The 15,295-nt window shown below is 71.5% G+C and carries 11 protein-coding genes; 3 read left to right on the top strand and 8 right to left on the bottom strand.

The window, feature by feature from the left end:
- Nucleotides 1–63 precede the first annotated feature (63 nt).
- The 3 genes from ACIRQF_RS17625 to ACIRQF_RS17615 all read left to right on the top strand — a co-directional run bounded on the left by ACIRQF_RS17625 (nucleotide 64) and on the right by ACIRQF_RS17615 (nucleotide 4,340).
- Nucleotides 64–2,397, top strand: a complete 2,334-nt coding sequence (locus ACIRQF_RS17625) for a polysaccharide lyase 8 family protein (protein ID WP_404093103.1) — start codon at nucleotides 64–66, stop codon at nucleotides 2,395–2,397.
- Nucleotides 2,398–2,540: 143 nt separating this feature from the next.
- Entirely contained in the window at nucleotides 2,541–4,124 is a 1,584-nt protein-coding gene (locus ACIRQF_RS17620; protein ID WP_376636640.1) for an acyl-CoA carboxylase subunit beta, read from the top strand.
- A 15-nt stretch (nucleotides 4,125–4,139) separates the two neighbouring features.
- Nucleotides 4,140–4,340, top strand: coding sequence for an acyl-CoA carboxylase subunit epsilon (locus tag ACIRQF_RS17615; protein WP_376636639.1), 201 nt, complete (start codon nucleotides 4,140–4,142; stop codon nucleotides 4,338–4,340).
- A 181-nt stretch (nucleotides 4,341–4,521) separates the two neighbouring features.
- On the opposite strand, the gene ACIRQF_RS17610 is transcribed toward ACIRQF_RS17615, so the two are convergent.
- The 8 genes from ACIRQF_RS17610 to ACIRQF_RS17575 form a co-directional block, all read right to left on the bottom strand.
- Nucleotides 4,522–5,103 (bottom strand): ATP/GTP-binding protein, encoded by a 582-nt coding sequence (locus ACIRQF_RS17610; RefSeq protein ID WP_050791473.1) that lies wholly within the window; start codon nucleotides 5,101–5,103, stop codon nucleotides 4,522–4,524.
- Complete coding sequence (locus ACIRQF_RS17605) at nucleotides 5,084–5,641, bottom strand: DUF742 domain-containing protein (RefSeq protein WP_382483175.1); 558 nt, start codon at nucleotides 5,639–5,641, stop codon at nucleotides 5,084–5,086. Before ACIRQF_RS17605 ends, ACIRQF_RS17610 begins: the two co-directional genes overlap by 20 nt.
- Before the next feature lie 93 nt (nucleotides 5,642–5,734).
- Nucleotides 5,735–6,148 (bottom strand): roadblock/LC7 domain-containing protein, encoded by a 414-nt coding sequence (locus tag ACIRQF_RS17600; RefSeq protein WP_189983704.1) that lies wholly within the window; start codon nucleotides 6,146–6,148, stop codon nucleotides 5,735–5,737.
- 10 nt (nucleotides 6,149–6,158) lie between these two features.
- Nucleotides 6,159–9,368 carry a nitrate- and nitrite sensing domain-containing protein gene (locus tag ACIRQF_RS17595; RefSeq protein WP_404093099.1) on the bottom strand — a complete coding sequence of 1,070 codons (3,210 nt, stop codon included), beginning with the start codon at nucleotides 9,366–9,368 and terminating at the stop codon, nucleotides 6,159–6,161.
- Between the two features lie 352 nt (nucleotides 9,369–9,720).
- Nucleotides 9,721–10,311, bottom strand: a complete 591-nt coding sequence (locus ACIRQF_RS17590) for an ATP/GTP-binding protein (RefSeq protein WP_376636636.1) — start codon at nucleotides 10,309–10,311, stop codon at nucleotides 9,721–9,723.
- A complete protein-coding gene (locus ACIRQF_RS17585; RefSeq protein WP_376636635.1) occupies nucleotides 10,292–10,699 on the bottom strand; it encodes a DUF742 domain-containing protein in 408 nt (135 codons plus the stop codon). The genes ACIRQF_RS17590 and ACIRQF_RS17585 overlap by 20 nt, the downstream gene beginning before the upstream one ends.
- A 159-nt stretch (nucleotides 10,700–10,858) precedes the next feature.
- A complete protein-coding gene (locus ACIRQF_RS17580; RefSeq protein ID WP_030496942.1) occupies nucleotides 10,859–11,272 on the bottom strand; it encodes a roadblock/LC7 domain-containing protein in 414 nt (137 codons plus the stop codon).
- A 9-nt stretch (nucleotides 11,273–11,281) separates the two neighbouring features.
- Entirely contained in the window at nucleotides 11,282–15,007 is a 3,726-nt protein-coding gene (locus tag ACIRQF_RS17575) for a nitrate- and nitrite sensing domain-containing protein (RefSeq protein ID WP_404093095.1), read from the bottom strand.
- Nucleotides 15,008–15,295 lie beyond the last annotated feature (288 nt).

Here is a 15,295-nt window from a genome sequence, read left to right as displayed (position 1 = left end):
GTCGGAGAGCCGGTGCTACACCGGGCGCCAACCGGTCTACACCTCTTCCCCCGGGAGGCTTCCGTGCCCGTTCCCCACGTCGGCGACTGGCCCCGCCGCACCTTCCTCGCCGCCGGCTCCGCCGCCGTCGCCGCCCTCGCCCTCGCACCCCGGGCGCGCGCGGCCGAGAACGAGTTCGAGACCCTGCGACGGCGCTGGGTCGACCTCCAGCTCGGCTCCGGCTACGACGCCGGGGCCGAGCCCTACGCCTCCCGGCTGGCCGAGACCGGCACCCTCGCCCGTACCTTCCGGAGCGCCATGGCTCCCACCGCCACGTCCCTCTGGCCCGGCTACTCCTTCGACCCGCCGGCCGGCATCACCCAGAGCTACGGGCGCCTGTGGACCATGACCCAGGCCTACCTCCAGGACGGCACCGGCAGCACCGGCGACCCCGCTCTCCTCGCCGACGTCCTGCGCGGCCTCGACCACCTCTCCGAGCGGATCTACAACTCCGGCACCGTGCGCTACGGCAACTGGTGGGAGTGGCAGATCGGCTCCCCGCGCCTCCTCATGGACATCGTCGCCGCCCTCCACCCGCTGCTCGGCGCCGACCGGATCGCCGCCGCCTGCGCCGCCGTCGACCACTTCGTCCCCGACAGCGTGCTCGGGGCGTACACCGGCACCTCCACCGGGGCCAACCGCGTCGACCTGTGCCGCTCGGTCGCCGTACGCGGCGTGGTCGGCGCGGACCCCGCCAAGATCGCCCTGGCCCGCGACGCCCTCTCGCCCGTCTTCCCGTACGTCACCAGGGGCGACGGCCTCTACGCCGACGGCTCCTTCGTGCAGCACACCTGGGTCGCCTATTCCGGCACCTACGGGCAGGTCATGCTGGACGGCCTCGGCCGGCTCTTCAGCCTGCTCGCCGGCTCCACCTGGGAGGTCACCGACCCGGGCCGGCAGATCGTCCTCGACAGCGTCGAGCACGCCTACGCGCCCCTCATCTTCGACGGCCTGATGATGGACAGTGTCAACGGACGTGCCATCAGCCGCGGTTACCTCGCGAGCGACGAGCGCCGGATCATGCGCTCCGACCACTTCCACGGGCAGGGCGTCATCGCCGCCATGGCGCTCCTCGCCGGCGGCGCGAGTCCCGCCGAGCGCGAGCGCTGGCACGCCAGGGTGAAGGGCTGGATCGAGCGCGACACCGTCGCCCCGATCCTCGCCGCCCGCCAGTTCGGCGTCGCCGACCTCGCCCGGCTGCACGCCGTCGCCGCCTCGCCCGTCGCCGCGGCCCCCGAGCCCACCGGGCACCGGCTCTTCGCGTCCATGGACCGGGCCGTGCACCGCCGCCCCGGCTGGGCCGCCAACATCTCCATGGCCTCCGAGCGCATCTCCCACTACGAGTGCGGCAACGGCGAGAACCCGCGGGGCTGGCACACCGGCTCCGGAATGCTCTACTGGTGGTCCCCGGGTCAGGGCGGGCAGTACACCGACTGGTTCTGGCCCACCGTCGACCCCTACCGGCTGCCCGGCACCACCGTCTCCACCCGGCGCCTCGGGGACCGGGCCGGTGGCGAGTGGGGCGCCCCCAAGCCCGCCGTGCAATGGGTCGGCGGCGCCACCGACGGGGAGTTCGCCGCGGTCGGGCAGCACCTCAAGGGCCTCGGCTCCACCCTCGAGGCCCGCAAGTCCTGGTTCTGCGCCGCCGACACCGTGATCTGCCTGGGCGCGGGCATCACCGCCACCGACGGGGTGCCGGTCGAGACGGTCGTCGACAACCGCTGCCTCGGCGAGAACGGCACCGCGGCGTTCACCACCGGGCCGGGCTGGGCCCACCTGGCCGGCCACGGCGGCTGGGTCTTCCCCGCCGGCACGGTGAACCTGCGCACGCTGCGCGAGGACCGCACCGGGGCCTGGAGCGACATCAACACCACCAGTTCCACCGAACGCCGCACCCGCCGCTACCAGACCCTCTGGTTCGACCACGGCACGGACCCGGCGGACGCCTCGTACGCCTATCTCCTGATGCCGGGTGCCGCACCGCGCACCCTCGCCGCCCGCGCCGACGACCCGGGCTGGCTGCGGATCCTCGCCAACGGCGCGGACCGGCAGGCCGTGGCCGTCGCGTCCCTCGGACTGACCGCCGCCAACTTCTGGCGGGCCGGTACGGTGGACCGCCTCACCGTCACCGCGCCGGCGAGCGTCCTGCTGCGGCGCAGCGGGGACACGGTGACGCTGCGGACGAGCGGGCCGACCCGCACCGGGCAGCCCTACGAGCTGGCCTGGGACCGCCCCGTGAAGGCGGTCCGCACCCGGGACGCCTCGGTGGAGGTGCTCACCGCGGGGACCGGCGGCCTGCGGCTGCGGATCACCCCGGGTACCGCGGGCGCCACCCACCGTTGCGATGTGCTTGTGTAGAAACCCTACAATCACCTGGGGTGTCTGGCTGTTGACTCGGCCTGGTGGGGTGATGCTTCTGTCAAGCCCCACCAGGATTCGACACGCGAGACTGTACGGAGTCGACGGCGGGGTTTTCTCGGCTGAGTTCGTAGGGTCGGTACATGACCGTTGTGGACCAGATCCCGAGCGAGCCCGCTGACGCCCGTGGCCGTGTGGCCGAGCTGCACGAGCTGCGCGAGCAGGCTCGGCGTGGCCCGAGTGACCGAGCGACCGAGGCCCAGCACGCCAAGGGCAAGCTGACCGCTCGCGAGCGCATCGAGCTGCTGCTCGACGCTGGTTCCTTCCAGGAGGTCGAGCAGCTGCGCCGGCACCGTGCCAGCGGCTTCGGCCTGGAGGCCAAGAAGCCCTACACCGACGGTGTCATCACCGGCTGGGGCACCGTCGAGGGCCGTACGGTCTTCGTCTACGCACACGACTTCCGGATCTTCGGCGGCGCGCTGGGCGAGGCCCACGCCACCAAGATCCACAAGATCATGGACATGGCCATCGCGGCCGGTGCCCCGCTGGTCTCCCTGAACGACGGCGCCGGCGCCCGCATCCAGGAGGGCGTCTCCGCCCTCGCCGGCTACGGCGGCATCTTCCAGCGCAACACCAGGGCCTCCGGCGTCATCCCGCAGATCAGCGTGATGCTCGGCCCGTGCGCCGGCGGCGCGGCCTACAGCCCCGCCCTCACCGACTTCGTCTTCATGGTCCGCGAGACCTCGCAGATGTTCATCACCGGCCCGGACGTCGTCAAGGCGGTCACCGGCGAGGAGATCACCCAGAACGGCCTCGGCGGCGCCGACGTGCACGCCGAGACCTCGGGTGTCGCGCACTTCGCGTACGACGACGAGGAGACCTGCATCGCCGAGGTGCGCTACCTCCTGTCGATGCTCCCGCAGAACAACCGCGAGAACCCGCCGACCGCCCCCTCCGAGGACCCGGCCGACCGCCGCTCGGACGTGCTGCTCGACCTCGTGCCCGCCGACGGCAACCGCCCGTACGACATGCACAAGGTCATCGAGGAGCTCGTCGACGAGGGCGACTACCTGGAGATCCACGAGCGCTGGGCCCGCAACATCATCTGCGCCCTCGCCCGTCTGGACGGTCAGGTCGTGGGCATCGTGGCCAACCAGCCGCAGACCCTCGCCGGCGTCCTGGACATCGAGGCGTCCGAGAAGGCCGCCCGCTTCGTGCAGATGTGCGACGCCTTCAACATCCCGATCATCACCCTTCTGGACGTACCCGGCTTCCTCCCTGGTGTAGACCAGGAGCACGGTGGAATCATCCGGCACGGCGCGAAGCTGCTGTACGCCTACTGCAACGCGACCGTCCCCCGGATCTCGCTGATCCTGCGCAAGGCGTACGGCGGCGCGTACATCGTCATGGACTCGCAGTCCATCGGTGCCGACCTGACGTACGCCTGGCCCACCAACGAAATCGCGGTGATGGGTGCCGAGGGCGCTGCCAACGTCATCTTCCGCAAGCAGATCGCGGAGGCCGAGGACCCCGAGGCCATGCGCGCGCGCATGGTCAAGGAGTACAAGGCCGAGCTCATGCACCCGTACTACGCCGCGGAGCGCGGCCTGGTCGACGACGTCATCGACCCGGCCGAGACGCGCGAGGTGCTGATCAAGTCCCTCGCGATGCTCCGCACCAAGCACGCCGACCTGCCGTCCCGCAAGCACGGCAACCCGCCTCAGTAAGAGGAGCCCACCGAAGTGACCACGCCTGCCACAGCCAACCTTCTCCGCGTCGAGAAGGGCCACGCCGACCCCGAGGAGCTCGCCGCCATCACCGCGGTCCTCCTCGCCCGCGCCGCCGCACAGCCGGCCGAGCCCACCCGCCACGGCCGCTCCACGGCCGGCTGGCGCCGCCTGGAGCGCGAGAACGGCTTCCGCGCCCCGCACAGCTGGCGCTGACCGAGGCACCTCCCGAGGGCCCCCGCTTCCCCGCAAGGGAACCGGGGGCCCTTCGGCGTGCCGGGACCGGGCCGGGACCGCGGCATCGCCCGCCCGCCGAGGCGGACCCGCGCACACGACGAGAAGGCCCCGCACACCGGACCGGTGTGCGGGGCCTTCTTCGGACGTCGTCCCGTCGGGACTACCGCAGGCGGGCCATGAGGGCGTGCTCCACCAGGGTGATGAGCGCGCTCTTGGCGTCCGCGCGGTGGCGGGCGTCGGTCGTGATGATCGGGGTGTCCGGACCGATCTGGAGGGCCTCGCGGACCTCCTCCGGGTTGTACGGCTGGTGGCCGTCGAAGCCGTTCAGGGCGATGACGAACGGGAGGCCGGAGTTCTCGAAGTAGTCGACCGCGGGGAAGCAGTCGGCGAGCCGCCGGGTGTCGACCAGGACGACGGCGCCGATGGCGCCGCGGACGAGGTCGTCCCACATGAACCAGAAGCGGTCCTGGCCGGGCGTACCGAAGAGGTACAGGATCAGGTCCTGGTCCAGGGTGATACGGCCGAAGTCCATGGCGACAGTCGTCGTCGTCTTGTCGCCCGTGTGGGTGAGGTCGTCGATGCCCGCGGACGCGGACGTCATCACGGCCTCGGTTCGCAGCGGGTTGATCTCCGAGACCGCGCCGACGAACGTGGTCTTGCCCACGCCGAAGCCACCCGCCACCACGATCTTCGCGCTGGTGGTTGAACGGGCCGCGCCGCCGCTAGAGCTTGCGAAGTCCACTGAGCACCCTTTCGAGCAGTGTCACGTCTGGCTGACCGCCGGCGGCCTCGTCGCCGCCGGGCTGGTGAATGGCGACGAGTCCGGCCTCGGCCAGGTCGGCGACGAGAATCCGGGCAACGCCGAGGGGGATGGAGAGAAGGGCCGAGATCTCTGCGACCGACTTGATCTCGAAGCAGAGCCGGCAGATCCGCTGGTGCTCGGGCAACTGCCCCTGCAGCCGGGCCGGATCGGCCGTCGTGCTGACCAGCGCCTCGATGGCGAGCTGGTAACGCGGCCGGGTCCGGCCGCCGGTCATGGCGTACGGACGCACGAGCGGGTTGTTGCCGCCCGCACCGCCCGCACCGCCGCTGCCGCCCCGCCGGCCGGCGGGCGCGCTCGGCGAACCGGCGGGCATGGACTGCGGCTGCTGGTAGGGCTGCGAAACACCCTGTCTGCTCGGGGCGGAGGGAAAGTTGAAGCGGTTCTGCGCGGTGTCGCCCAGCGGTCCCTGATGCGCGTCAAAACCGTTGTAGGGGCTTCCGCCCGGGGGTGTGCCCACGTCTCCTCCTCCGACTGCTTCGCGGCCCCATGTCCCTTGGAACCGCGCCACCGCACCCTACGGTGCGGTGGCGAGAAACGCACTGTCTGTCTGTTAGTTGAGAAGACTTCCCTGAAGTTCCGCCCGCAGGTCGGGAGTCAGGACACTTCCCGCTCGGTCGACGAGCAGTGCCATCTCGTAGCCCACGAGACCGATGTCGGACTCGGGGTGGGAGAGCACGGCCAGCGAGGAGCCGTCCGAGATCGACATGATGAAGAGGAAGCCCCGCTCCATCTCCACGACGGTCTGGTTGACCGCGCCGCCCTCGAAGATCCGGGACGCCCCCGCGGTCAGCGAGGTCAGTCCGGACGCCACCGCCGCCAGCTGGTCGGCGCGGTCGCGGGGGAATCCCTCGGACATCGCCAGCAGGAGGCCGTCGGCGGAGACCACCACGGTGTGGGACACCCCGGGGGTGTTGTCCACGAAGTTGGTGATCAACCAGTTCAGATTCTGCGCCGCCTGGCTCATCGCGCTCACACTAACGCTCCTGGTGGTAGGTGTTGCCCGGGCCGAGGCCCGATCCGTTCGTGTCCGTTCCCGCGCTGCGTCCCTGCTGGACGCCGCGACGCAGGTTGCTCAACCTGCCCCGGACGTCCTCGGGTGCGCGGGAGACCTGGGGGCCGCCCTGCGGGGTCTGCTCCGCCGCTCCCTCGACCAGGTTGGCCTTGGGAACCCGTCGCGGAAGGCCGGAGGGGGTGACCCCGCCCGCCTTCGGGTCCCGGAGCTTCTCGGCCCGGGACCAGCGCTCGTCGTTGGCGGAGCGCCATTCACCGGTGCCGTCGGCTTCATCGACGCCCGAGCTCACGGGCTGGGCCGGCGGCGCGGGCTGCTGCGGTGCCTGCGGGGTCTGCGGCGCCTGGGGGGCGACGCTGCCGCGGCGCGGCAGACCGGCGTCGGTCAGCGCGTGGCCGGCGTCCGGGGTGGGACTCGGCGTGGCACCCGGACGGTCGAAGCCTACGCGCTCGCGGTCCTGTTCGGGAGCGACCGGGGCGGATTCCGATTCCGTTCCGAACGCCTGCGCGTAGCCACCGCCGTAGGCGGGCTGCTGCTGCCAGTCACCCTGGTGGGGCTGGGGTTCGTAGCTGTTCTCGTACCCCGCGTGGCCGGCCTGGCCACCGTCGTAGGCGGCTTCCGCATACGCCTGCTCCGGGTAGCCGGCGGCGGGCTGCTCGTAGCCCTCGTACCCCTGCTGCTGGTAGCCGTACGCGTCCTGATCCTGCGGGTACTCCTGCGCGTACTCGGCGGGGTACGCGGCTGCGTACTCCTGCTCGTTCCCCTGCTGTACGTACGTCTGCTGCCCGTGCGTGCCCGGAGCCTGCTCGTCCTGGAACATCGGCCGGTCACCGTCCGGGTGCACCTGGGCCTCCAGGGCCGCCCGGCGCTCCTCGCGCATCAGCGAGCGGTTGACCGGGTCCAGCTGGCGCTCGTCGGCCGGCTCCTCGTAGCGGGAGTCGTCGAAGCCGAGCTCCGCCGCGGTGCGCATCGTCGTCGGCTGCGGCTCGAAGGCGGTCTGCGCCTGCTGCGGGATCATCTGCGAGACGGTGAAGTCGCCGTGCACCGGCTGCTCGCCGCCACCGCCGTGCGTGATCGCGTCCGGCAGCATGACCAGCGAGGTCGTGCCGGCCTGCTCGCCCGAGGGGCGCAGCTGGACGCGGATGCCGTGCCGGTCGGAGAGGCGCCCGACCACGAAGAGGCCCATGCGCTGCGAGACGGCGGCGTCCACGGTCGGCGGGTTGGCCAGCTTGTGGTTGATGTCCGCGAAGTCCTCGGCGGTGAGGCCGATGCCCTTGTCGTGGATCTCGACCATCACGCGGCCGTCGGGGAGACGGGTCGCGGTGACGCGGACCTTGGTCTGCGGGGAGGAGAACGTGGTGGCGTTCTCCAGGAGCTCGGCGAGCAGGTGCACGAGGTCGGTCACGGCCTGGCCGTGGATCTCGGCCTCGGGGACCCCGGCGATGTCGATGCGCTCGTACTGCTCCACCTCGGAGGCGGCGGCGCGCATGACGTCGACCAGCGGGACCGGCTGGTCCCAGCGGCGGCCCGGCTCCTCGCCGGCGAGGACGAGGAGGTTCTCGCCGTTGCGGCGCATACGCGTGGCCAGGTGGTCCAGGCGGAAGAGGTTCTCCAGCTGGTCCGGGTCGGCCTCGTTGTTCTCCAGGTCGGTGATGAGGGTCAGCTGGCCCTCGATCAGCGACTGGTTGCGGCGCGAGAGGTTCGTGAAGATCGCGTTGACGTTGCCCCGGAGCATGGCCTGCTCGGCGGCGAGCCGGACGGCCTCGCGGTGCACCTGGTCGAAGGCGCGGGCGACCTCGCCGATCTCGTCCTGGGAGTCGATCGGGATGGGCTGGACGCGGGTGTCGACCCGGCCGGGCTCGGTACGGGACAGCTGGTCGACCAGCATCGGCAGGCGCTGCTCGGCGATGCCGAAGGCGGCGGTGCGCAGCTCGCGCATCGAGCGGCTCATCTGGCGGGCCATCATCCCGGCCAGGATGAACGCGGCCAGCAGGGCGACGACGACGATGCCGCCGATGACCCAGGCGTCGGTCTTGGCCTCGTCGGAGATGTCGGCGGCCTCGGTCACGGCCTTGTCGACGAGCTCCTTCTCGACCTCGGTGTAGCCGTCGAACTTGGCGGTGGCGACGGCGCCCCAGGTCTCGGCGGTGATGCCCTGCTTCTTCAGGTCGGCGACCGCCTCGGCGTCCTTGGCGGAGCCGATGGCCTGCGCGACGCCGGCGTAGACCGAGGAGTCCTTGCCGCTGCCCTTGGGCAGCTCGATGCCCAGGGCCGCCATCTTCTTGGAGCCCTCGGCGGCCTTGCCGGCCATGACCTCCTGGAGCCGCTCCACGTCGGCCTGCGTACCACCCGACTGGTACTCGCCGAGGGCGATCTGCTCCAGATAGTTGTACGAGTTGAACGCAACCGACTGCTGCGCGAAGACGTCGTCCTTCTTGCTGGGGCGGATCAGCAGCTGGGTGCCGATCGACCGCTGCAGGGACTCGGCGGCCTTCGCGAGCTGGATCGCGTAGACGGTACGGCCGTAGCTGGTGATGTTGCCGGTGCCCAGACCGAGCTCGTTGGAGAACTCCATCAGGTAGTGCTGGACCTCGGTGTACCCGAGCTGGGTGTTCACCGGGTCGAGGGAGCGGGTGTAGGCGACCTTGCGCAGCGCCGTCAGCTTCGGCTCGGCGTTGCGGAAGAGGCCGAGGCGGCGCTCCAGGCCCTCCCCGCTCGGCATGTTCCTGGCGGCCTCGTCGAACTTGACCTTGGCGGCGTCGGTGGCGGCGTAGGCCTGGGTGACCTCGTCGCTCTCGCGGTCCGCGGGGGTCTTGGCCTTGAGGAGGGGGGCGGCGGTGAGGTCACGCTCGTTGAGCAGTGCCTGGCTGTAGTCCGAGGCGGCGCGCACGATGAGCGCCGTCTTCTCGGCGTCCTGCGCCTGCTGCCAGGTGTCGATGGCGGCCTTCACCTGGAAGCCGCCCATGACGAGGCCCACGAGCACGGGTATGAGGAGGATGGCGTTCAGTCGGGTGGGCACGCGCCAGTTGCGCGGCGACAGCTTGCTGGAGCTGCCCTTGCGCACCGGGGCCGGCGACGTCACGGGCTCCTCCGCGGGCGGGAACACCGCACGCGACGGCGGCGTGAAGTTGCCCCGCGTCTGCTGCTCTGCGGAGCTTTCCTTGCTTCGCCTCACTCGACCAACAACCTCTCGGCGTCGGCACCTACGTCGTGCCGGGTGTTTCGTTCAGGGCCGTACTACTCGGGAGTTCATGAATTCCAGCACGTGAAGGGGGTCCCTTCCAAACAGTGCGAAGCAGCCGGTTTCTGGGCCCCGTGCCAGAGATAAAACGGGCATAAAGAGCGAGCCCCGCCAAAAAGCGGGGCTCATGTGAGCACAGCGGCACCGATCGGATGCGTCGGGTGTCCGAGGCGCCCCAATTCTCTGTCGAAACGTTATGAACAGCGGGGCGGCCGTGTCGAAGGACACAGACCGCCCCCAAAATCTCTACGACAACTGCCGTATATCAACTTCTACTTGCTGTGTACTACTTCAGGCGCGCCATGAGGGCGTGCTCGACGAGGGTGATGAGCGCGCTCTTGGCGTCCGCGCGGTGGCGGGCGTCGGTGGTGATGATCGGGGTGTCGGGCCCGATCTGGAGCGCCTCGCGCACCTCGTCCGGCGCGTAGGGCTGGGCGCCGTCGAAGCCGTTCAGGGCGATCACGAAGGGGAGGCCGGAGTTCTCGAAGTAGTCGACGGCCGGGAAGCAGTCGGCGAGACGCCGGGTGTCGACCAGGACGACGGCGCCGATGGCACCGCGGACCAGGTCGTCCCACATGAACCAGAAGCGGTCCTGGCCGGGCGTACCGAAGAGGTACAGGATCAGGTCCTGGTCCAGGGTGATACGGCCGAAGTCCATCGCCACCGTGGTGGTCGTCTTCCCCCCGGTGTGCGTCAGATCGTCGATGCCCGCCGAGGCAGCCGTCATCACGGCCTCGGTCCGCAGCGGATTGATCTCGGAGACCGCACCCACGAACGTGGTCTTGCCCACGCCGAAACCGCCCGCCACCACGATCTTCGCGCTGGTGGTGGAGCGGCCCACAGGAGCGGAGCCGCCGCTAGAGCTTGCGAAGTCCACTGAGCACCCTTTCGAGCAGTGTCACGTCCGGCGTGCCGCCGGCCTCTCCGTTACCCGGCTGGTGGATGGCCACCATGCCCGCCTCGGCCAGGTCGGCCACGAGGATGCGGGCCACACCGAGCGGCATCGACAGCAGCGCCGAGACCTCGGCCACCGACTTCACCTCACGGCACAGGTGGCAGATCCGCTGGTGCTCGGGGAGCAGGGTGGCCAGGTGCGCCGGGTCGGCCGTGGTGCTGACCAGGGCCTCGATGGCGAGCTGGTAGCGCGGCCGGGTCCGGCCGCCGGTCATCGCATAGGGACGGACCAGCGGCTGGTCGCCCTCAGCTCCGTAGGCGTCGTCTATCGACGAGCCGTACGGATCGTGAGAGGCGGGGGGCGGGGTCATGAATCCTCCGGGCGTGACAGCAGAGACTTCTGCCGTCTGATGGGGCCGGTGGGGGGCCGGATGGGGCGGCCGGACGGTGAACGGTCCGGGTCGGTGCGGAGGGGCGCACCGACCCATGCGTGTCGGTTCGGGAACGGACGGATACGAGTCGGGGTGGAGCTAGTGGAGCAGGCTGCCCTGGAGCTCGGCCCGCAGGTCCGGGGTGAGCACGCTGCCCGCCCGGTCCACGAGGAGCGCCATCTCGTAGCCCACGAGGCCGATGTCGCACTCCGGGTGTGCGAGCACGGCCAGCGAGGAGCCGTCCGAGACGGACATCAGGAAGAGGAAGCCGCGCTCCATCTCCACGACGGTCTGGGCGACGGGTCCGCCCTCGAAGATCCGGGACGCCCCCGCGGTCAGCGAGGTCAGTCCGGACGCGACCGCCGCCAGCTGGTCGGCGCGGTCGCGGGGGAACCCTTCGGACATGGCAAGGAGCAGTCCGTCGGCGGAGACCACCACCGTGTGGGACACCCCGGGGGTGTTGTCCACGAAGTTGGTGATCAACCAGTTCAGATTCTGCGCCGCCTGGCTCATCGCGCTCAACTAACGCTCCTGCTGCTGGGTCGGACCGACATTGAAGGAACCCGTGGTGGAGTTGCCCGCCTGACGGCCCTGCTGGATACCGCGACGCAAATTGGTGAGTCGGCCGCGGACGTCGTCGGGTGCGCGGGACACCTGGGGGCCGGCCGTGTTGGCCTGCTCCTGGGCGGTCCCGGGCACGAGGTTGGCCCGCGGCACGCGCCGCGGAAGCCCGGAGGTGGTGACGCCGCCGGCCGCGGGCTTGCGCACCCGCTCGGCCTGGCGCACCAGCTCGTCGTTGGGCGAGGTCCGCCAGGCGGCCCCGCCGTTCTGCCGGCCGGCCTCGGGCTGCTGCGGGGCAGTCGTCCCGGGGCGCTGCGGGGCGGAGGTCCCCGGGCGCTGCGGGGCGGACGTGCCGGGCCGCTGCGGGGCCGAGGTGCCGGGGCGCTGCGGGACCACGGGGGTCTGCATCGTCCGCTCGGCGTCCGGCACGCCCTGGGCCGGGGCCTGGGGGGCGTGTCCCTGGTGCGGGGCCGGAGCGGGTGCCTGACCCTGCTCCTGGCGGAACCAGTTGGTCTCCAGCGTGTCGTACAGCGGCGTGCGCCCGTCACCGGAGCCCGCCGCCGGCAGCGCCTCCGGCTGACGCGGCTGCTGGAGCTGCGGCTGCTGGGGCTGCGCCGTGCGCTGGCGCGGGGCCGGGGCCTGCGGCGCCTGCGCCTGCGGGGCCTGCGCCTGCGGGACGTAGGGCTGCTGGCCGTACGGCTGCTGCGGGGCCTGGGGCGCCTGCTGCGGAGCGCCGAAGTCGGGCCGCGGGAACTGCGCGGTGGACGCCGGGTCCTGGGCACCGCCCTGGTAGCCCTGCGGGGCCATCGGCTGCGGGGCCTGCTGCGGCACACCGAAGTCCGGGCGCGGGAACTGGCCCGTGGAACCGGGGCCGTCGGGCTGCGCGTAGCGGCCCGTGTTCTCCGGCTCCTCGTGACCGCGCGGCGCGTCCAGCGGCGTCATGTCCTGCTGCGGCCGGCGGACCGGCTGCGCCTGCTCGTTGCCCCAGCTCGCGGCCTGCGGACGCTGCGGGTGCTGCGGCTGCTGGTCGCCGCTGGGGAGCTCGGCGCGCGGGTAGTCGTTCTGCGGGGCCTGCGCGGGCTGGCCGCCGCCCCAGACGTCCGTACGGGACGGAATCGCGCTCTGCGCGCCGCCGACGAAGCCGCCGGGCGCGCCGGGGCCGGGACGCTGGGGCTCCTGCGGAACGGGCGGGAGCTGTGCGGTCTGCGGACCCTGGGCCTGCGCCTGGGCGGGCGCGGGAGCCTGCGGGCGCTCCTGGAAGAGGTTGGGGCCGGTCTGGCCACCGCCCTGGCCCTGCGGGCCGTTCGGGCGCTGGGCGCCGTCCCGGCCGGGCAGCGCGCTGCGGGTCGCGGCGGCACCGAGCCGGCCGCCGGGCGCGGACGGTGCACCGCCCGGACGTCCGCCGGGGGCGCCGGGACCACCGGCCGCGCCGGGGCCGCCGGTGAGCAGGCCGCCCGGGGCGCCGGCACCCTGCGGCACGGCACCCTGGCCACCCGCACCGGGCTTCGGCGCGGGCTTCTTGCCGCCGTGGGCGACGTCGACCGGGAGCATGACGAGCGCGGTGGTGCCGCCCGAGTCGGACGGGCGCAGCTGGATCCGGATGCCGTGTCGCAGGGACAGGCGGCCGACCACGAACAGACCCATGCGGCGGGAGACCGAGACGTCCACGGTGGGCGGCGAGGCGAGCCGCTCGTTGATCGCGGCCAGGTCCTCGGGGGAGAGGCCGATACCGGTGTCGTGGATCTCGACCAGCACCCGGCCGTCGGGCAGGGCGTGACCGGTGACGCGGACCTTGGTCTGCGGCGAGGAGAACGAGGTGGCGTTCTCGAGGAGCTCGGCGAGCAGGTGCACGAGGTCGTTGACGACGCGGCCGGCGACGTCCGTCGCGGGGACGGCGGCCAGCTCGATGCGCTCGTACTGCTCCACCTCGGAGGCGGCGGCGCGCAGGACGTCGACCAGCGGGACCGGGCGGGTCCAGCGGCGGCCGGGCTCTTCACCGGCGAGAACGAGGAGGTTCTCACCGTTACGGCGCATACGGGTCGCGAGGTGGTCGAGCTTGAACAGCGAGGACAGCTGGTCCGGGTCGGCCTCGCGGGACTCCAGCTCGGAGATGAGCGAGAGCTGGCGCTGGATAAGACCCTGGGAGCGGCGCGAGAGGTTGGTGAACATCGCGTTGACGTTGCCCCGGAGGAGGGCCTGCTCGGCGGCGAGGCGGACGGCCTCGCGGTGCACGTCGTCGAAGGCCGCGGCCACCTGGCCGATCTCGTCCCGGGAGTGCACACCGACGGACTCGACGGAGGTGTCGACGTCCTGCGGGTCGGTCTCGGAGAGCTGCTTGACGAGCTCGGGCAGGCGTTCCTGGGCGACCTTGGTCGCGGTGTCCTGGAGCCGGCGCAGCGAGCGGATCATGGACCGGGCCACGACGAAGGCGCCGACGAGGGAGACGCCGAGGACGAGGAGGATCAGGGCACCGTTGATGATGGCGTCGCGCTGCGACTCCTGGCGCAGCTCACGGGCCTTGGTCTCCATCTCGCCCAGCAGCGTGGCCTCGATGGTCTTCATGGCACGCATCTTGGTGCCGTACTCGTCGGTGAAGTTCAGGTGACCGCGCTTGACGTCCGGCAGGCCGCGGTCGGACTTCAGCATCCGCTCGGCGTAGTTGTCGGCCGCCTCGATCGACGGGTTGCCGTTGGTCAGCGAGGCGGTGAGCTCCTCGGCGTCGCCGCCGGTCGACTCGTAGATCGCCCGGAAGGACTTGAACTCGTCGGTCTCACTGTTCTGCGCGGCGTCGCCGTAGAGGCGGTCACCGAGCTGCAGGCTGGCCGGACGGCTGTCGTTCGGGGGCAGCGCGGCGGCGATGATCGCCTGCTGGATGGAGGCGTACTCCTTGGCGGACGAGAACGCGGCGAGCGCGCGGGTCCGCTTGATCATCTCCGGGTTGCTGGTGGCCTGGGCCATGTCCTGGGACAGGCTCAGCAGGGAGCGGATCAGACGGCTGTAGGCCTCGACGGTCACCGAGTGGGCGACGTCCTTCTCGTACGCCTTGGTGCGGATCGCGCCCAGCTGGCTGACCTGCGAGGCGATCTGGCTGACGTTCTGCCGGATGCTGCGCAGCGACTCGTCGTCCTCGACGGTCGGGATGTCGTTGGTCGCGTCGAGGAAGGCCCGGTACGCGCGGTCGGCCTTCTTGCGCGGGTTGGAGACCTGGTAGTCGCCGGACGAGTTGCCATTGGCGAGCGGACCGGCGGAGAGGTCGCGCTCCTCCTGGAGCGCCTCCGCGAAGTTGGTGGCCTCCTTGGTCAGCTTGGTGAGCAGCTGCATGTTGTCCAGCTGCTCCATGTCCTGCAAGGACTCGCTGATACGGATGCCACCGAGGCTGGTCGCCGCGACCACGGGGAGGGTCAGCAGGGCGACCAGGCGGGTGGAGATGCGCCAGTTGCGCAGCGCTATTCGGGGCCCGACCTGGTTCTCGGTCTTGAGCGCGGGCAGCGAGGCCTGCTCGGCCGCGGCGTCGGCGGCGGTTCCGCGCTTGGCGTCGCCGCCGTCGCCCTTCCCGTTCTTCTGGGGGTGCGAGGCCGGGGAACCGTGATGGGTCCCGGCACGCGGCTCCTGCTCCGCCGGAGCTTCCCCTCGGCCCTTGCGGGCCTGGGAAGAGCCCGTGCCATCCCTCTTGAAACGTCCCTGCACTAGCGTCGCAACCTCTGGACCAGGCGTCCTTCCGCGTGAACGGAGAGGACGGTGTCGGCGTCGTGGGGCGCAGGTGCACCCCAGTGGTGGTCGTCGGTGACCGGCGCGGATCCCCCTGTCTCCCGTCACTCGGCCGGCGCTGCGTTGCGCCCCTTGCGCGTCGGCCTCAACCCGCGACGGTGCGTGGAATTCCAGCACAGTGCCGGATCTCCAACAAGAGCCGTGGGGCGCGTCGTGAACGGGATGACAACGTGTGCACACCGTGTCACCCCATGTAGAAGATGATCG

The organism is Streptomyces sp. NPDC101191 (assembly GCF_044767915.1).
GTDB lineage: Bacteria > Actinomycetota > Actinomycetes > Streptomycetales > Streptomycetaceae > Streptomyces.
The sequence above is the reverse complement of the archived record's forward strand: the minus strand, read 5'-3'. Positions and strand labels throughout refer to the sequence as shown.